Source organism: Actinomadura sp. 3N407, from assembly GCF_052245875.1.
Taxonomy (GTDB): Bacteria; Actinomycetota; Actinomycetes; order Streptosporangiales; family Streptosporangiaceae; genus Spirillospora.
The window spans coordinates 156840-173144 of record NZ_JBQQBP010000004.1 but is presented as its reverse complement, the minus strand read 5'-3'; the positions used below and the strand labels follow the sequence as shown (position 1 = coordinate 173144).

The following is a 16305-nucleotide window of genomic DNA, read 5'->3' as shown; positions in this document are numbered from 1 at the left end:
GACCCGGTCAGGCGGCCAGCCAGCCGAGCAGGAGGCGGGTGCCGAAGCCGGTCGCGCCGCGGGTGATCTCGGCGTCCTCGGCCGTGGCGCGGCCGGGACCGGCGATGTCGAGGTGCGCCCAGGCGCGGTCGCCGGCGAATTCGCGCAGGAACAGCGCCGCGGTGATCGAGCCGCCGCCGTAGCCGCCGCGGCCGATGTTGTTGATGTCGGCGACGTCGGAGTCGATCGCGGAGCGGTAGTCGTCGACCAGCGGGAGCCGCCACACCGGGTCTCCCGAGGCCGTCCCCGCCCGGGTGAGGGCCGCGGCGAGGTCGTCGTCGCTGGAGAACAGCGCCCCGTACCGCAGGCCCAGCGCGACCTTGGCCGCGCCGGTCAGCGTCGCCACGTCCACGACCACGTCGGGGTCGAGTGCCGCGTCGGCGTAGGCGAGGGCGTCGGCCAGCACGAGGCGTCCCTCGGCGTCGGTGTTCAGCACCTCCGACGTCTTCCCGCCGTAGTGGGTGATCACGTCGCCGGGGCGCATGGACGATCCGGACGGCATGTTCTCCGCGGCGGCGACGAGCCCGGTGACGCGGGCGCGGACGCCGAGACCGCGCAGCGCGCCCATCACGGCGATGACCGCCGCGCCGCCCGCCATGTCGGTCTTCATCGTCTTCATACCCTCGTTGGGCTTCAGTGACAGACCGCCGCTGTCGAAGGTGATGCCCTTGCCGACGAGGACCACGTGCCGGTCGGGGTCGCCGTCGGGGAGGTAGGAGAGCTCGATCAGCCTGGGCGGACGCGACGACCCGGCGCCGACGGCCACCAGTCCCCCGAAGCCCTCGTCCACAAGCTCCTTCTCACCGCGCACGCGGACGGTGAGGCCGGCTTCGCCGGCGACCTGCCCGGCCTGCCCCGCGAGCCACGACGGGTCCTTCTCGCGGGCCGGGGTGTTGGCGAGGTCGCGGGCCAGCGCGGTGGCCCGGGCGCGGGCGGTGCCCAGCTCGATCGCGGGGGCGTCCGCCTCGGGCCCGGCCTCGGTCAGCACGGCCAGCGTGCCGAGCGCCTTCTTCGCCGGCGGCGCGCCGATCTTGAACTCGTAGGAGGCGAGCAGCGCGCCCTCGGCGAACGCGGCGAGGTCGCCGGCGGGCACGCCGGCGACCAGCGCCGTCCGGCCCTTGCCGCGGCGGGCCAGTGCGGCGCCGGCCTTGCGCAGGTCGGCCGGGGCCGCGTCGCCCACCCCGTACAGCAGCAGTTCCCGCACCCGGTCGCCGACGCGGACCTGGGCGGACACGATCTCGCCCGGCTCGCCCTTCGCCTTGTGGAGGGCCAGCAGCTCCTCCAGCGTGAACGGCAGCGACGCGGCCACCTCGGCCATGTGCGTTCCGCCGCCCGAACCCGCCTCCGCGACCGGCCCCTGCCGGACGGGCACCGCCACGACCTCGGCCCCGAGGTCGACCGCCGTCTGCGACACGGTGCCCCCGGCGCCGTGGATGCGGGTCTCGATGGGCATGGTGGCGGTTCCCCCCTGTGGTGCTGGCGCTGGAGTGCTGGCTTTGTGCTGCTAACGCTGTGGTGCTGCTGCCGGTCAAGCCTCGGGTCATGCGGTGTGCGGGAATGGCAAGGGCCCCGGCGGTGCCGCCGGGACCGTCACCAGCAAGCCGGGATCGGTGGAGCCGTCAGCCCACGACTTCCTTGAGGGCCTCGCCGAGTTCCTTGGCCTCGTCGGCGGAGAGCTCGACCACGAGACGGCCGCCGCCTTCGAGAGGGACCCGCATGACGATTCCGCGCCCCTCCTTGGTCACTTCGAGCGGACCGTCTCCCGTCCGCGGCTTCATCGCCGCCATGCGTGAATCCCCTTCCTGCGTAGGGCCGCGGCCTCGCACACCCTTGGCCGCGTGGCCGCGTGTCGCATCCGCGTCATCAGTAGTGGTCCATTATCTCGTCTTCCGGGCGCGAAGTGGTAACGATCAGCCTCCAGATCGGAAGTCCGAAACGACGCGGACGGGCGGCGCGGCCTTTCGGCGCGGGGGCGGGGCGGCTCTTGCCCCCGCTTTCCGGTTCGTCGAAAGTGGCCTGGGAAGATCTGCTGAGGACCCCGGGAGGACGACGATGTCTGAGACCGTGCTGTACGACGTGACCGACGGTGTGGGAACAATCACACTCAACCGGCCGGACGGGATGAACTCCCTGACGGCCGAGATGAAGGAGCTGCTCCGTGCGGCCGTGGAGCGCGCCGCCGCCGACCCGGCCGCCCGCGCGGTGATCCTCACCGGCGCGGGGCGGGCCTTCTGCGCCGGTCAGGACCTGCGCGAGCACGGTGACAACCTCGCCGCGGGCAAGGGGCTGGACGACACCGTCCGCAAGCACTACAACCCGATCGTGCTGGCGATCGCGGGGATGCGCAAGCCGGTGGTGGCGGCGGTGAACGGCGTGGCCGCGGGAGCGGGGGCGTCGCTTGCGTTCGCGTGCGACCTGATCGTCGCGTCCGACAAGGCCCGTTTCGCGACGGCTTTCACCGGGATCGGCCTCGCCCCCGACAGCGGAATGTCGTGGACGCTGCAGCGCCTCGTCGGCCGCGCCAAGGCCGCCGAGCTGCTGCTGCTGGGCACGCCGGTCAAGGCACAGGAGGCGCTGGAGATCGGCTTGGTGAACGAGGTCGTCCCGGCGGACGAGCTTGCGCCGGCGTCGGTGGACCTGGCCCGCCGCCTCGCCGCCGGCCCGACGGTCTCCTACGGCGCGGTGAAGGCGGCGCTCGACCACGCGGCGACGCACGATCTGGCGTCCGCGCTGGAACGGGAGGCCGAGCTTCAGGACGAGTGCGAGAAGACCAGCGACCACCACAACGCGGCCGAGGCGTTCCTGAAGAAGCAGCAGCCGGAGTTCGAGGGCAGGTAGCCCGTACCGGGCCGGTGGGGCTGTCCCCACCGACCGGTGGGGAGCGGGCGTCAGTGTGGCCCGGGCTCCGCGCCGGTTTGCTTGACGCATGACGCAGAAGACCGCCGCACACCCCACCGGGCAGGCTCACGACCATGTCGCCGCAGCCCGCGACGTGGTCAAGTCGTACGGGACGGGCGACGGCGCGGTGACCGCGCTGCGCGGCGTCTCGGCGACGTTCGCCCGGGGCCAGTTCACCGCGATCATGGGGCCGTCCGGCTCCGGCAAGTCGACGTTCCTGCACTGCATGGCCGGGCTCGACACGGTGTCGTCCGGCTCGGTGCTGATCGGCGACGTGGAGATCACCGGGCTGTCGCGGACCCGGCTGACGAAGCTGCGCCGCGACCGGCTCGGGTTCGTGTTCCAGTCGTTCAACCTGCTGCCGATGCTGACGGCGGAGGAGAACATCCGGCTCACCGGGCGGCTCGGGAACCGGCGCGCCGACCGGCGGTGGTTCGACACGATCGTGGACGCGCTGGGCCTGCGGGAGCGGCTGGCGCACCGGCCGGGCGAGCTGTCGGGCGGGCAGCAGCAGCGGGTCGCGGTGGCGCGGGCGCTGCTGACGCGGCCCGAGGTGCTGTTCGCGGACGAGCCGACCGGCAACCTCGACTCGACGTCGGGCGCGGAGGTGCTGGGGTTCCTGCGCGCCGCGGTGGACGCCTACCGGCAGACGGTCATCATGGTGACGCACGATCCGGTGGCCGCCGCGCATGCCGACCGGGTGCTGTTCCTCGCCGACGGGATGATCGTCCAGGAGCTGGCGTCGCCGTCGATCGACCGGGTGCACGCCGCCATGCGCCGGATGGAGGGCTGAGCGGCCCCGAAGAGCCCCTACGGTGGCGGGCGCGTACCACGACCCGTCCCACCTGTTCGCCGACCAGGCGCTCGTGTCGTCGGCCACCATGGACCGGCTCGACCCGGACGCGGCCACGCAGGCGATCCTCGTCCGCGGCGGAACCGGGGACGGCCGCGGTCATCGCCGGCGCGGCCGCCGTGACGCTGGTGACGTCCGCCCTCCCGGTCCGGCGGGCCGCGGGCGTCCCCGTCCTCGAAGCCGCCAGGGCCGAGTGACCCGGGACGTCAGCGGTAGGCGCGGCGGCGGTGACATCCCGTCAGGTGGTCGTCGACCAGGCCGCAGGCCTGCATGAGGGCGTAGGCGGTGGTCGGGCCGACGAAGCGGAAACCATGCCTCTTCAGCTCCTTGGCCAGGGCCTTCGAACCGTCGGTGTACGCGGGCACGTCCGCCATGTCCGTGTACGCCGGGGCGTCGGGGTCGGCGTGGCGCCAAGCGGTCGCGGCGAGGCCGCCGGGCAGGTCGAGGGCCGCGCGCGCGTTCGCGACGGCCGCCTCGATCTTCGCCCGGTTGCGGACGATCGCGGCGTCGCCCATCAGCCGCTCGACGTCGTCCGGGCCGAACGCGGCGACCTTCTCCAGGTCGAATCCGCAGAACGCGGCGCGGAAGCCCTCGCGCTTGCGCAGGATCGTCAGCCACGACAGCCCGGACTGGAACGCCTCCAGGCAGAGCCGCTCGTAAAGGCCCTGGTCGTCGCGGACCGGGCGGCCCCACTCCTCGTCGTGGTAGGCGACGTAGTCGGGCGCCGACAGCCCCCACGGGCAGCGGGCCAGCCCGTCCTCGCCCCGAATCGCTGTGCTCACCCGCCCGTTCTACCTCACGCCTGCGACAGAACGGCGAGACGCCGCAGCCCGAGGCCCATGAACGCCTTCACGACCGGTCCCGCGACGAGCCAGCCGGCGCGGCCGAGCGGCCCGAGCGGCAGGTCGACGCGCTCGGCCCACACGATGCGGCTGCCCGAGCCCTCGGGGACGACCTCGAACCACGCTTCGCCGCGCACCACGCGCCCGGTGTGCAGGACCGCGACGCGGCGGCCCTCCCGCCAGTCGGTGATGACCATCGTGTCGAGGAACCCCACCGGCCCGATGCCCGTCCACGCCCGGAGCTCGTCGCCGGCCTTGCGGCCGCCTTCCGCGCGGGTGAACGGCATCCACTCGGCGTGCCTCGGCCAGTCGGTCAGGACCTCGAAGACGCGTTCGGCGGGGGCGTCCGAGGCCGCTTCCGCGTGGACGGCGACCTGGCTCATTGCCAGTCCTCCTTCGCGAGGCCGTCGTCGACCGGCTCATCGATGACGGTGTCCTTGCGGAGCAGAGGCGGGGCCCCGTTCACCGGCGGCTCTTCCAAGCCGTGCAGAGCGCCCACCGGGCCCGCACCGGCGTCGCCCGCGCGGCGGTGAAGGTCGTGAAGCTGCTGCTCGAGCGCCGCGACGTGGGCGTCGCGCTCGGCCAGCGCGTCCGCGAGGCGGTGCAGGGCCTCGTCCGTCACCTGCGGCTGGTAGCCCCAGAAGGTACGGGGCAGCCGCAGGTGGGCGGCGTCCTGCCCGGTGATGGGACGGCCGTCGGCGCCGAGCGGGAGCGGCGGATAGTCGGGATGGGTCTCGGCCAGCTCGCCGCCCCTGCCCATGGCGAGGACGACGACGGCGCCCAGCACGGCCACGCCGGCCAGGACGAGGACCACGACCACGATCAGGCTCCGTTCTGCTCACACCCATCTGGAGAGACGTTCCCCAGTCCCCGATCGTGCCACGCTTGGCGTCATGGGGTTGCAAGAGCGGAAGGTCCTTTCACCGGACGCGCCGGTTCCGGCCGGTGTCGTGGACGCGGGCACGGCGCCACCGGTGAGCCGGGTCGAGCGGCTCACCGCCGGTGACGCCGTGGTGCTCGTCACGCTGGAGACGGACGCGCGGGACCCCGATCCCGGGCTGCTCGCCGCAGCGTCCGCCTACGCGTGGCTGGGTGTGACGGTGTTCCGGGTGCCGGAGTCGCAGGCGGACGCACTCCACCAGGTGCTGGACATGGTGGCGTCCATCCGGGGCACCCGCCCCCCGGCGGTCGCCCGCCGGGGACTCGCCTAGCCCCGGAGGCGGTGCCAGGGGCCGGTGACGGCGAACGTCTCGCCGGGGCCGGACTGGCGGCTGAAGAACAGCGTGCGCCCGTCCGGTGAGAACGTGACGCCGGTGAACTCGCTGCCGTTGAGGGCGTTGCGGGCCATCGCGAACGGCTCGTTCCTGCGCGTGGTGCCGACGAGATACTGCTCGCCGTCGCCGTCCTCGGCCAGGATCACACCGCCGCCGTACGGGGACACGGTGATGTTGTCCGGTCCGTCGAAACGGCCGCCCGGCTTGAAGATGAGCTGGAGCTCCACCTCGTTGCGGCGCGGGTCGTAGGTCCAGACCTGGCCAGCGTGGTCGCCGGCGGCGCCGGACGACTTCCTGGAGAAGCTGGCGACGAAGTACGCCTTGCCGTGGCCCCACCAGGCGCCTTCGAGCTTCTGGCTCCGCGTGATGTCGTCGAACTGCCTGCGGACGGACGTCTGCTTGGCGAGCGGGTCCGGGACGTCCGCCCACTCGGCGCGCAGCCGGGTCCCGGGCTCGGTGACGAGAGACAGGTCCGGGACGCCGGGGACGTTCAGCGCCTCGAGCTTCCCGCCCCCCATGTAGGCGTGGTAGCCGCCGCGCCGGGCGCGGGGACGGAACCGGTAGAACAGGCCGAACGGCCCGGACGCGTCCTCGGTCAGGTAGGCGGTGAGCGTGTGCGGGTCGACGGCTACGGCCTCGTGGGCGAAGCGGCCGAGGCCGGTCAGCGGGACCGGCTCGGTGTCCCTGCCGTACGGGTCGACCTCGAAGACCCAGCCGTGGCTCTTGCTCTCGCCGCGAATGCCCTCGGTCTCCTCGCACGTCAGCCAGGTGCCCCAGGGGGTGCGGCCGCCGGCGCAGTTCACGGCCGTCCCGGCGAGGCTGACGTACTGGGAGAGGAGGTTTCCGCCGCGGTCGACCTCAAGGGTCGTCGTGCCGCCGTTGGCGACCGGGTCGTAGGTCAGCTCGGGGGTCCCGACGGCACGGGTGCCGTTGGTGCCCTGCTCGTGGTTGAGCACCAGCAGGCTGTTGCCGGGCCGGCCGCGGCCGCCCCTGCCGTGGCCGCGGTCGCCGTGACCGCGGCCGTCGCCGCGGGCGCGGAACGAGGCCATCCCGTCCTGGTGGCCGGGGACGACGACGCCGTCGGAGATGGGGTCGCCCTCCTTCGACAGCGACTTGTACGAGAAGCCCTTGGGCAGGTCCAGGACGCCCTTGGGGTCGGGGACGAGCGGGCCGTAGCCGTACGCCTCCCCCGTATCGGCACCGGCGGACGTCTGGAAGATTCCGTCCAGGCTTCCGGCGAGGGCGATGGACAGCGCGCCGGCCGCGCCGCCCTTGACGACTCCGCGACGAGTCACGGACATGGGCACTCCTTCACGTAAGGGGATCACGCGGGAGCCTGGTCGCCGCCCCTGAACCACCGATGAACGATCACCGGCCGGACGGCAAACCCCCAGGACAATCTTGTTTCAGCGGGCCGTGGGGAAGGCCATCCCGGGCGCCTCGGACGGACGGGACGGCTCCGGCCACCGGCTCGTGACCGCCTTGGCGCGCGGTCCTCGAAGCGGCCCGCGAACTCGGTTACCGGCCCAACGTCATGGCGCGGCCTCGCGGCGGGCCGGACGGGCATCGTCGGGGTGCTGCTGGGCGACCTGCACGAACCGGTGAACGCCGCGATCCACGACGGCCTCGCCGGGGAGGCCGCCCGGCGCGACGTCCGGCTGCTGCTGACCACGGGACGCGGCCGCCGCGCCCTGGAGCGGACCGCCCTGGAGGATCTCCTCGACCTGCGCCTGGACGGTGTCGTCCTCACCGGCCCCCGCATCACCGCCACCGAGATCGGCCGGGCGGCGGCGGGCTCGGCGGTCACCGTCGTCGGACGCGCGCTGCGGTCGGCCGGCGCCGACTGCGTCACCGGCGACGACTCCGCGGCGGTGGACCAGGCGATCGGGCACCTGACCTCGCTCGGGCACCGCCGCATCGCCTGCCTCGACCTCGGCTCCCGCCCGTCCCCGCTGCGCCGCGCCTGCGAGGCCGCGCTCGGCGGCACCGCCGTCCTGACCGATCCGGACGAGCCGTGGCGCGCACCCGACCCGCCGACCGCCGTGCTCGCGCTCGGCGACACGACCGGCACCGCCGCGCTCACCGCCCTGCTGCGCGCCGGGCGGAACGTTCCCGGGGACGTGTCCCTGATCGTCCACGGCGATCCGCCGGGGGCCCGGTCCGCGGGGGTGACCACGACCGCCCCGCCGCCCCAAGAGCTGGGCCGCCTGGCGATGGCCGCCCTCCTGGACCGGATCCACGACGCCCCGGCGAAGGCACGGCGCCTCACCGTCCCGCCGCGGCTGACCGAACGCGGCACCACCGGCCCGGTCAGGCGATGACGCGCAGGCCCGGGGTCGCCGGCGAGATCGGGCCCGCGTAGACGTCCCGCGCCGCGCGCAGACCTCGCCCGGGTCCGCCCACGGGCGCAGGTGCGTGAGGACGAGATGCCCGGCGCCGGCCTCCCTCGCCAGGCCGGCCGCCTGCGCCGGCGTCAGATGCGCCTGATCGGTGGTCGCGATGCGGATGGCTGATGACCACGTTGTCGATCGCGCACGGATCGGCGAAGCGCTGCAGCGGGCCGGCGCCCCGGTACCGGCGTCCAGCAGGAGCAGGCGGCCTCCGGCCCCGGGACGGTGCCCGCGCAGCCGACGACGGTCAGGATCACGGCAGGACGCGCGCCACGAGGTCGGCGACGGCGCCGTCCGCGCACGGGCCGACCACGAGATCGGCGGCGGCGCGGACGGATTCGGCGCCGTCGCCGACCGCCGCGCCGAGGCCGGCGACCTGGATCATGTCGAGGTCGTTCGGGTTGTCGCCGATCGCCGCGACCTCGGTCAGCGCCACGCCCCGGGCGGCGGCCAGTTCGCGCAGAGCCGTGCCCTTGGTGGCGCCAGTGGGCAGCACCTCCAGGTAAGTGTCCTCGGAGCGGACAAGGGTGGCGCCGGGGATCGTCTCGGACACGGTCCGTTCGGCCGGGTCCATCAGCTCGGGACGGTCGCAGATCAGCATGACCTTGATGATGTCGTCGAACGGCAGCTCGCCCCATGAGCCGATCTCGGTGAGCCCGATCCCGTCCCGCCGGGCGTACTCCGCCAGCGCCGGCGGCGTTGCCCGGACGTGGGCGCGGCCGTCGCTGAACGCGACCGGCCAGACCCCGTCGGGCAGCTCGCCGAACAGCGCCGTCAGCTTCGCCCACACCACCACGCTCAGGCAGCGCCGGTGCAGGACGGCGCCGGTGCTCAGGTCGACCACGCGCGCGCCGTTGTAGAGGATCGCCGGGGTCGTGAGGCCGAGCGCCCGGTAGTACGGGAGCGCGGCCGTCTCGCTGCGTCCGGTGGCGATGACGACGGTGCCGCCCGCGTCCATGAAGCGGCGCAGCGCCGCCAGGCTCGACCCCACGATCTCCTTGTCGCGGCGGACGAGCGTCCCGTCCAGGTCGGTGACGATCCAGTCGACGGTGCGGACGCCGGTGGTGCTCACGTCCCGCTCCCGGCGATCGTGAGGTCGGCGACCTCGGTCATCACGGACCCGGCGAGGTCGAACCCGCCGACGCACGCGAGGTAGCCGGGGGCGTGCCAGTCGTGGCCGCCCGGCTTCCCGCCGAGCGGCAGGTACGTCCCGCCGGCCTGCCTGACCAGCAGGAGGCCCGCCGCGACGTCCCAGGCGTTGATGGACGAGTCGTAGGCGATGTCGGTCCAGCCCGCGGCGACGTGCGCCAGGGTGAGCGCGGCGCTGCCCGGCCTGCGGACGGTGGCGAACGCGTCCACCACCCGCCCGTAGCGCCGCAGGGTCTCCTCCCGGTCGCCGTGCAGGTCCCGCGGGCTGGGGTAGGAGGTGGCGATCACCGCGGTCCTGTCCTCGGCGGCGCCCCGGCTCTCGATGGGCTCGCCGTTGCAGGTCGCGCCGTTGAGGGACGCGGTGAACATGTCGTCCCGCACCGGGTCGTACACCACGCCCGCCACCAGCTCGTCGCCCGCGACGGCGGCGATCGAGACGCAGAAGAACGGGAGGCCGACCGCGAAGTTGGCCGTCCCGTCGATGGGGTCGACGAACCAGCGGAGATCCCCCGAGTCGCCTCGCGTCCCGCCTTCTTCCCCGACGACGACGCTGCCGGGCGTCTGCTCGCCGAGCACCTCCCGGATCATCTCCTCCGCCGCGCGGTCGTGCTCGGTGACCGGGTCGTGCATGTCGCGCTTGGTGTCGACCTCGGGACGCGAGCGGAACGCCGTCCGCAGCCGGTCGCCGGTCGTGCGGGCGGCGAGTTCGGCGATCCCGGCCAGCTCCCGCGAAGCGGGCACATCGACGTTCATCAGTCTCCTTCGATCGCGTTGGTGAGCAGTTCGAGCAGCCCGTGCCCGTCGTCGACGACGGCGTCTGGACGGTACCTGACCTCGTACGGGACGTCGTAGTTTCCGTTGGCGACCATCAGCACGTTGCCGCCGACACCGGCGCGGTGCCCGCACACCACGTCCCGGTCGAAGTTGTCGCCGGCGTACCAGGCGTCCCCGGGTTCGACGCCGAGCGCACGGGTCGCGATCCAGATCAGCTCCGGATTGGGTTTCCGGACGCCGGCCTCGTCGCTGTAGACCTCCAGGGCCAGTTTCTCCGCCAGACCCGTCGCCGCCGTGTAGTCGCGGTGAACGGCGCCCGACAGGGAGTTGCTGACCACCGCGCAGGGGATGCCGAGGCCGGCGGCGGCGTCCAGCAGTTCGGGGATGCCGGGGCGGGTGCGGCGGTCCTGGCGCAGCTCCCCCATCCGCTTGCACAGCGGCGTCGCCTGCGCGAGGACGAGCTGGCGGGCGGACGCGGGCCAGTCGGCGGCGACATAGTCGCCCCAGAACGCGGTGTGGGTCATCTCCGGCGGCGCGTACGGGCGGGACATCGCGTCCTTCCAGTACTTGTCCGCCGCGGCGCCCGCCTTGATGTCGGCCTCGACGGCGGCGGCGTCGAGGGCATGGCATCCGGCCCGGGTGAGGGCCGCGTGCACCTCCTTGGCCAGCGCCGCCGACCATCCGGGACGCCTGGACGTCTCGACCAGCACGCCGCCGAAGTCCAGCAGCAGCGCCCGCGGCCTGGGAAGGGAAGGGTTCACGAGGCAGCCTTCTGGACGGGGGCGGCCATGTCGTCCCACGCGTCCATCCGGGAACCGTCCCGGCCGAAGAGGTGGAGGCGGTCGGGCCGCGTCCAGCAGTGGAGCCGGTCGCCCGGCTCGGTTTCGGGCTCTCGTGGGTGACGGCGAATATCTCGGTGTCGAGGACGCGCAGCTGGACGGTCCAGCTCGACCCGGTCGGCAGGACCGTCTCGTCCGACCAGGCCGACTCGGGCACGTCATCCCGCGACCGCGCCAGCTTGAGCGCCTCGGGCCTGATGCCCGCGCCCCCCGGCCTCCCCACGCCGGCGTGTTCCTCCACGTACCGCAGCAGGGACCCGGCCACACCGTCCGGCTCGGCTTCGCCGACGCCGACGATGTTCATCGGCGGGCTCCCCACGAACTCGGCGACGAACCGGTTGCCGGGACGCTCGTACATCTCCATCGGTGGTGCCACCTGCTGCAGTTCCCCCTCGGACATGACCGCGATGTGCGTGGCCATCGTCATGGCCTCCATCTGATCATGCGTGACGAACACGACGGTCGCGCCCGTCTCCTCGTGGATGCGCTTCAGCTCCGTCCGCATCTCCAGGCGAAGCCGCGCGTCCAGGTTGGACAGCGGCTCGTCCAGCAGCAGGACGTCCGGGTCGACGGCGAGCATGCGGGCCAGGGCGACGCGCTGCTGCTGACCGCCGGACAACTGGGACGGATAGCGATCCATGCACTCGGCGACGTGCACCTTCTCCAGGGCCTCCTTGGCGCGGGCCTTGCGGCGCTCGGCCGGCACCTTGCGCATCCGCAGCCCGAACTCGGTGTTGCCGAGGACGGTGAGGTGCGGCCAGAGCGCGTAGTTCTGGAACCCGAGGCCCATGTCCCGTTTCTCCGGCGAAACGTAGATCCCGCGTTCCACCGAGTCCAGTACCCGGTCTCCGACGGTGATCTCACCCCGGGTGGGCTGCTCCAGTCCGGCGATCATGCGCAGGGTGGTCGTCTTGCCGCAGCCGGACGGCGAACAGCGACAGGGAGGCAGCGGCGAACGCGATGCCGGGCACCAGGTAGTGCAGGAACGACACCTGCCGCAGGAACGACGAGACCCGGCTCCCGGCGCCGCGCACCACCACGTACCCGATCAGCAGCCCGAAGAAGCCGCAGATGAGGGCGGCGAGGCCGACGATCCGCAGGCTGTTCCAGGCCGCGTCCCACAACTGGGTGCCGCGCAGCACGCCGTGGGGGAACCCGCCGGCGCCCTCGATCTTGGCGCCTAGGGCGATGCCGCGTCCGGTGCGTTGAGCCTCGGCCACCACCGTCTTGGCGATCTTATGGTTGATGTGATCGACCCTGATGGTTGGCTCCGTCGCTAGTAGTAGCGAGGTTGACGATGCCCCGGTCCATCCCAATCCAGTCAACCGGCTCGTAGGAGTCGGCTTCCGGCACCTCGCAGGTGGCCAGCAGGAACCACATTCCATCCCTGTGCACCAAGTCGCTCTCGCCCCTGCGACACTCGGCCAGTGTCACGGTCCCCTTGGCCATTTCTAGGGACGTTCCAATCTCGCTCGCGTAGGCCGGCTGGAAACGCTCCCAGAAGTCCGTCCACGCGTCGCCGGACGGCCAGTCGACACCGGGCTCGGCCGACCGGATCGCCGCGCGCTCGTCCAGCCCGACGACCCACGTTCCCGCGGTGCCCGACAGTTCCATCCTGACGTCGTGGCCGGCGCCGTTGTACCGCGAGCCCTGCAGCGTCGCGATCGTCCCGTCGTCCAGGACCATGACGGCGGCGCTGGTGTCCACGTCGCCCGCCGCCGCGAAGTAGGCGTCCCCGCGGTTGGCGCCGACGGCGGTGACCGACTCGATCTCCCGCCCGGTGACCCAGCGCAGGATGTCGAAGTCGTGGATGTGGCAGTCGCGGAAGATCCCGCCGGACGAACGGACGTAGTCGGCGCCCGGCGGCCCGGGGTCGGCGGTGACGAGGTGGACGCGGTGCAGGCTGCCGAGCCGCCGGTCCAGCACGGCGCGCCGTGCCGCCGCGTAGCCGGCGTCGAACGGGCGCTGGAACCCGATGTGCACGGGGATGCCCGTCTTGGCGGCGCGGTCGCGGACCTCCAGCGTCGCCCGCAGGTCGGGCGCGACGGGCTTCTCGCAGAAGGCCGGGACGCCCGCGTCGCAGGCGCGGACGAGCAGCTCGGCGTGGGTGGAGGTGGGGGTGGCGATCACCACCGCGTCCAGGCCGGTGCGGAACACGGCGTCCGGGACGTCGGCTCGCGCTCCGAGCGGGCCCGCGAGCGCCTCGGCGCCGCGTCCGGCGGGACGCATGCCCGGTGACGGCGCCCCGGGGCGGGCGCGTTACAGATGCCTCGGCTCGGGCAGTGGGTCTCTGTGCCGGATCCAGCGCTGCCGTGAGGACGAGATGAGATACAAGATCGACAAGGGCACCGTCGTCGTGGTGACGGGCGCCAGCGGCGGAATCGGCCGGGCCGCCGCCGCGGCGTTCGCCCGGCGGGGGGCCTGGGTCGCCCTGCTCGCGCGTGGCGCGGAGGGCCTCGAAGGCGCCGCCGCCGACGTCGAGTCGGCCGGGGGGCGGGCGCTCCCGATCGGCGTGGACGTGGCCGACACCGGCCGGGTGGAGGAGGCGGCGCAGACCGTCGAGGAGGAGTTCGGGCCGATCGACGTGTGGGTGAACGTGGCCTTCTCCTCCGTCTTCGCGCCGTTCTGGGAGATCGAGCCGGACGAGTTCAAGCGCACCACCGAGGTCACCTACCTCGGCTACGCCAACGGGACCAGGGCGGCGCTGAAGCGGATGATGCCGCGCGACCGCGGCGTCATCGTCCAGTGCGGATCGGCGCTGGCCTACCGCGGGATCCCGTTGCAGAGCGCCTACTGCGGCGCCAAGCACGCCGTCCAGGGGCTCCAGGACTCGCTGCGCGCGGAGCTGATGCACGAGGGCAGCGGCGTGAAGGTGACGATGGTGCAGATGCCCGGGGTCAACACCCCGCAGTTCGACTGGGTGCTGGCGCGGCTGCCGCGCCGTCCGCAGCCGGTGCCGCCGATCTACCAGCCGGAGATCGCCGCGGACGCGCTCGTCTACGCCGCCGAGCATCCGCGGCGCCGCGAGTACTGGGTCGGGGGCAGCACGGTCGGCACGATCATCGCGAACAAGTTCGCGGCCGGGCTGCTGGACCGCTATCTGGCGCGGTCGGCGTTCGAGTCGCAGCAGACGGAGAAGCCCACGCGCCCGGAACAGCCGGCGAACCTGTGGGAGCCCGCCGACGACGCGCCCGGCCACGACCACGGAAGCCACGGCCGGTTCGACGAGCAGTCGCACGCCAGAAGCCCGCAGATGTGGGCGGGGCGGCACAAGTACCTGGTGGGCGCCGCGACGGCCGGTGCCGCGGCGGGCGCGGCGAAGCTGCTGCGGCGCTGAGGGGCCACGGCGGCGAGGGGCATGACGACATCACTGACGAGGAGAGATCAATGGCTCAGCAAGTGGCCGACTACGTCCTCCAGCGGCTGACCGAATGGGACATCGAGCGGGTCTTCGGATATCCGGGTGACGGCATCAACGGCATGCTCGGCGCCTTCGACCGGGCCGAAGGGAAACCCGAGTTCATCCAGACGCGGCACGAGGAGATGGCCGCGTTCATGGCCTGCGGGCACGCCAAGTTCACCGGCGAGGTCGGCTGCTGCGTGGCGACGTCCGGGCCGGGCGCGATCCACCTGCTGAACGGCCTGTACGACGCGAAGCTGGACCACCAGCCCGTCGTCGCGATCATCGGGCAGCAGAAGCGCCTCGCCCAGGGCACCCACTACCAGCAGGAAGTGGCGCTGGAGACCCTTTTCGCCGACGTCTCCGAGTACTGCCAGATCTGCATGCATCCCGGGCAGGTCCGGCACGTCATCGACCGCGCGTTCAAGACGGCGCTCACCACCCGCAGCGTCGCGACCATCATCATTCCCGAGGACGTCCAGGAGTCGGAGGCGATGCCCTCGCCGCCGAAGGAGCACGGGTCGGTGTACTCCAGCGTGGGGTGGAGCCAGCCGCGCGTCCTGCCCGACACCGAGGAGCTGCGCAAGGCCGCCGACATCCTCAACGAGGGCGAGAAGGTGGCCATCCTCATCGGCCAGGGCGCCGCGAACGCGCGGGACGAGGTCGTGGAGGCGGCCGAGCTGCTCGGCGCGGGCATCGCCAAGGCGCTGCTCGGACGCGAGGTCGTCCCGGACGACCTGCCGTTCGTCACCGGCCCGATCGGCCTGCTCGGCTCCAAGGCCAGCGACGAGATGATCATGAACTGCGACACCCTGTTCATGATCGGCAGCAGCTTCCCCTACGCCGAGTGGCTGCCGGACGAGGGCAGCTGCCGCGGCGTCGAGATCGACATCGACGGCCGCATGATCGGCATCCGCTACCCGATGGACGCCCACGTCGTCGGCGACGCCAAGGAGACCCTCAGGGAGCTGATCCCGCTCCTGTGGCGCAAGGAGGACCGGTCCTGGCGCGAGGAGATCGAGGAGAACGTCCGCAGCTGGAACACCGTCATGGCGAAGCGGGCCGGGCAGAGCTTCGAAGGCAAGATCAACCCGCAGGCCGTCGCGCACGAGCTGTCCCCGCTGCTCCAGGACGGGACGATCCTCACCGCCGACTCCGGCTCGGCCACCAACTGGTGGGCGCGCCACATCAAGCTCCGCGACGGCATGAAGGCGTCGCTGTCGGGGACGCTCGCCACGATGGGGCCGGGCGTCCCCTACGCGATCGCCGCCCGGTTCGCCTTCCCTGACCGCCCGGTGATCTGCTTCGTCGGCGACGGCGCGTTCCAGATGAACGGCATGAACGAGATGCTCACGGTCAAGCGGTACGCCGACCGGATGGCCGGTTCCCCGCCGCTGATCTTCTGCGTCTTCAACAACCAGGACCTCAACCAGGTCACCTGGGAGCAGCGAGCGATGGGCGGCGACCCCAAGTACGAGGGCTCGCAGTCCATCCCGGACTTCCCGTACGCCCAGTACGCCGAGATGTGCGGGCTGAAGGGCATCTACTGCGACAAGCCCAAGAAGGTCACCGACGCCTGGCAGGAGGCCCTGGCGAGCGACGGTCCCGTGGTGCTGGAGTTCGTCGTCGACAACGAGATCGCCCCGATCCCGCCGCACATCATGAAGGAGCAGGCGAAGAAGGCGGTCAAGGCCGGCGTCCGGGACCCGCAGAAGGCCGGCATCGCCGCCCGCGGATTCCGGCAGAAGCTCACCGAGATGTACGAGAACATGCCGGGCCGCAAGCACGACTGACCAGCGTCCCCGCAGGACCGGGCCCGGGGGGGCGTGGACGGCCAGGACCGCTGG

The 16305-nt window shown here is 72.7% G+C and carries 18 protein-coding genes and 1 pseudogene; 7 read left to right on the top strand and 12 right to left on the bottom strand.

The genetic code is table 11. The features are described 5' to 3' along the window. Nucleotides 1–7: 7 nt before the first annotated feature. Nucleotides 8–1492, bottom strand: a complete 1485-nt coding sequence (locus tag ACTWPP_RS11505) for a leucyl aminopeptidase family protein (protein ID WP_443104173.1) — start codon at nt 1490–1492, stop codon at nt 8–10. A 166-nt stretch (nt 1493–1658) separates the two neighbouring features. Continuing rightward, nucleotides 1659–1826: a DUF3117 domain-containing protein gene (locus ACTWPP_RS11500; RefSeq protein WP_075022250.1), complete on the bottom strand. Its 168-nt coding sequence runs from the start codon at nt 1824–1826 to the stop codon at nt 1659–1661. A gap of 265 nt (nt 1827–2091) precedes the next feature. Between ACTWPP_RS11500 and ACTWPP_RS11495 the strand changes: the two genes are divergently transcribed. Both ACTWPP_RS11495 and ACTWPP_RS11490 read left to right on the top strand, forming a co-directional pair. After that, entirely contained in the window at nt 2092–2877 is a 786-nt protein-coding gene (locus tag ACTWPP_RS11495) for an enoyl-CoA hydratase-related protein (protein ID WP_443104172.1), read from the top strand. Nucleotides 2878–2965: 88 nt separating this feature from the next. Beyond that, nucleotides 2966–3730: an ABC transporter ATP-binding protein gene (locus ACTWPP_RS11490; protein WP_443104171.1), complete on the top strand. Its 765-nt coding sequence runs from the start codon at nt 2966–2968 to the stop codon at nt 3728–3730. Nucleotides 3731–3996: 266 nt separating this feature from the next. Here the strand turns inward: ACTWPP_RS11490 and ACTWPP_RS11485 are convergent, their stop codons facing one another. Genes ACTWPP_RS11485 through ACTWPP_RS11475 form a run of 3 tightly spaced genes read right to left on the bottom strand, consistent with a single transcriptional unit; the run spans nt 3997 to nt 5452 of the window. Then, nucleotides 3997–4572, bottom strand: a complete 576-nt coding sequence (locus ACTWPP_RS11485) for a DNA-3-methyladenine glycosylase I (protein WP_443104170.1) — start codon at nt 4570–4572, stop codon at nt 3997–3999. A gap of 14 nt (nt 4573–4586) precedes the next feature. After that, nucleotides 4587–5015, bottom strand: a complete 429-nt coding sequence (locus tag ACTWPP_RS11480; protein ID WP_443104169.1) for an SRPBCC family protein — start codon at nt 5013–5015, stop codon at nt 4587–4589. Further along, on the bottom strand, nt 5012–5452 hold the full coding sequence (locus ACTWPP_RS11475) for a hypothetical protein (protein WP_443104168.1): 441 nt from the start codon (nt 5450–5452) through the stop codon (nt 5012–5014). The genes ACTWPP_RS11480 and ACTWPP_RS11475 overlap by 4 nt, the downstream gene beginning before the upstream one ends. A 73-nt stretch (nt 5453–5525) precedes the next feature. Here ACTWPP_RS11475 and ACTWPP_RS11470 point away from each other — a divergent pair, with 73 nt between their 5' ends. After that, the gene (locus ACTWPP_RS11470) at nt 5526–5843 is read left to right on the top strand and encodes a hypothetical protein (protein ID WP_443104167.1); all 318 of its coding nucleotides are present in this window, start codon (nt 5526–5528) and stop codon (nt 5841–5843) included. On the opposite strand, the gene ACTWPP_RS11465 is transcribed toward ACTWPP_RS11470, so the two are convergent. Next, entirely contained in the window at nt 5840–7207 is a 1368-nt protein-coding gene (locus ACTWPP_RS11465; protein ID WP_443104166.1) for an alkaline phosphatase PhoX, read from the bottom strand. The two genes, ACTWPP_RS11470 and ACTWPP_RS11465, sit on opposite strands and share 4 nt — an antisense overlap. Before the next feature lie 273 nt (nt 7208–7480). Between ACTWPP_RS11465 and ACTWPP_RS11460 the strand changes: the two genes are divergently transcribed. Beyond that, nucleotides 7481–8227, top strand: a complete 747-nt coding sequence (locus tag ACTWPP_RS11460; RefSeq protein WP_443104165.1) for a LacI family DNA-binding transcriptional regulator — start codon at nt 7481–7483, stop codon at nt 8225–8227. 322 nt (nt 8228–8549) lie between these two features. On the opposite strand, the gene ACTWPP_RS11455 is transcribed toward ACTWPP_RS11460, so the two are convergent. Genes ACTWPP_RS11455 through ACTWPP_RS11445 form a run of 3 tightly spaced genes read right to left on the bottom strand, consistent with a single transcriptional unit; the run spans nt 8550 to nt 10980 of the window. Continuing rightward, nucleotides 8550–9368 (bottom strand): Cof-type HAD-IIB family hydrolase, encoded by an 819-nt coding sequence (locus ACTWPP_RS11455; protein WP_443104164.1) that lies wholly within the window; start codon nt 9366–9368, stop codon nt 8550–8552. Beyond that, on the bottom strand, nt 9365–10198 hold the full coding sequence (locus ACTWPP_RS11450; protein WP_443104567.1) for an inositol monophosphatase family protein: 834 nt from the start codon (nt 10196–10198) through the stop codon (nt 9365–9367). Before ACTWPP_RS11450 ends, ACTWPP_RS11455 begins: the two co-directional genes overlap by 4 nt. Then, nucleotides 10198–10980 carry an HAD family hydrolase gene (locus ACTWPP_RS11445; RefSeq protein ID WP_443104163.1) on the bottom strand — a complete coding sequence of 261 codons (783 nt, stop codon included), beginning with the start codon at nt 10978–10980 and terminating at the stop codon, nt 10198–10200. The genes ACTWPP_RS11450 and ACTWPP_RS11445 overlap by 1 nt, the downstream gene beginning before the upstream one ends. Before the next feature lie 155 nt (nt 10981–11135). On the opposite strand from ACTWPP_RS11445, the gene ACTWPP_RS11440 reads away from it, so the two are divergent. Further along, entirely contained in the window at nt 11136–11498 is a 363-nt protein-coding gene (locus ACTWPP_RS11440) for a hypothetical protein (RefSeq protein WP_443104162.1), read from the top strand. Between the two features lie 155 nt (nt 11499–11653). Here ACTWPP_RS11440 and ACTWPP_RS11435 read toward each other — a convergent pair. From ACTWPP_RS11435 to ACTWPP_RS11425, 3 genes and pseudogenes are all read right to left on the bottom strand, one after another. Next, a pseudogene (locus ACTWPP_RS11435) lies at nt 11654–11953 on the bottom strand (ATP-binding cassette domain-containing protein); the annotation flags it as partial. After that, nucleotides 11919–12278 carry a hypothetical protein gene (locus ACTWPP_RS11430; protein WP_443104161.1) on the bottom strand — a complete coding sequence of 120 codons (360 nt, stop codon included), beginning with the start codon at nt 12276–12278 and terminating at the stop codon, nt 11919–11921. The gene ACTWPP_RS11430 and the pseudogene ACTWPP_RS11435, both read right to left, overlap by 35 nt. Nucleotides 12279–12294: 16 nt before the next feature. Next, the gene (locus tag ACTWPP_RS11425; protein ID WP_443104160.1) at nt 12295–13287 is read right to left on the bottom strand and encodes a Gfo/Idh/MocA family protein; all 993 of its coding nucleotides are present in this window, start codon (nt 13285–13287) and stop codon (nt 12295–12297) included. Between the two features lie 94 nt (nt 13288–13381). Between ACTWPP_RS11425 and ACTWPP_RS11420 the strand changes: the two genes are divergently transcribed. Both ACTWPP_RS11420 and ACTWPP_RS11415 read left to right on the top strand, forming a co-directional pair. Beyond that, complete coding sequence (locus tag ACTWPP_RS11420; protein ID WP_443104159.1) at nt 13382–14395, top strand: SDR family oxidoreductase; 1014 nt, start codon at nt 13382–13384, stop codon at nt 14393–14395. Between the two features lie 50 nt (nt 14396–14445). After that, entirely contained in the window at nt 14446–16251 is a 1806-nt protein-coding gene (locus tag ACTWPP_RS11415; RefSeq protein WP_443104158.1) for a thiamine pyrophosphate-requiring protein, read from the top strand. Nucleotides 16252–16305: the final 54 nt, after the last annotated feature.

What these genes read in the sequence shown, in the direction of transcription:
- ACTWPP_RS11505 (WP_443104173.1), bottom strand. Translation starts at nt 1,492, where the DNA reads ATGCCCATCGAGACCCGCATCCACGGCGCCGGGGGCACCGTGTCGCAG.
- ACTWPP_RS11500 (WP_075022250.1), bottom strand. Translation starts at nt 1,826, where the DNA reads ATGGCGGCGATGAAGCCGCGGACGGGAGACGGTCCGCTCGAAGTGACC.
- ACTWPP_RS11495 (WP_443104172.1), top strand. Translation starts at nt 2,092, where the DNA reads ATGTCTGAGACCGTGCTGTACGACGTGACCGACGGTGTGGGAACAATC.
- ACTWPP_RS11490 (WP_443104171.1), top strand. Translation starts at nt 2,966, where the DNA reads ATGACGCAGAAGACCGCCGCACACCCCACCGGGCAGGCTCACGACCAT.
- ACTWPP_RS11480 (WP_443104169.1), bottom strand. Translation starts at nt 5,015, where the DNA reads ATGAGCCAGGTCGCCGTCCACGCGGAAGCGGCCTCGGACGCCCCCGCC.
- ACTWPP_RS11470 (WP_443104167.1), top strand. Translation starts at nt 5,526, where the DNA reads ATGGGGTTGCAAGAGCGGAAGGTCCTTTCACCGGACGCGCCGGTTCCG.
- ACTWPP_RS11465 (WP_443104166.1), bottom strand. Translation starts at nt 7,207, where the DNA reads ATGTCCGTGACTCGTCGCGGAGTCGTCAAGGGCGGCGCGGCCGGCGCG.
- ACTWPP_RS11450 (WP_443104567.1), bottom strand. Translation starts at nt 10,198, where the DNA reads ATGAACGTCGATGTGCCCGCTTCGCGGGAGCTGGCCGGGATCGCCGAA.
- ACTWPP_RS11425 (WP_443104160.1), bottom strand. Translation starts at nt 13,287, where the DNA reads ATGCGTCCCGCCGGACGCGGCGCCGAGGCGCTCGCGGGCCCGCTCGGA.
- ACTWPP_RS11420 (WP_443104159.1), top strand. Translation starts at nt 13,382, where the DNA reads ATGAGATACAAGATCGACAAGGGCACCGTCGTCGTGGTGACGGGCGCC.
- ACTWPP_RS11415 (WP_443104158.1), top strand. Translation starts at nt 14,446, where the DNA reads ATGGCTCAGCAAGTGGCCGACTACGTCCTCCAGCGGCTGACCGAATGG.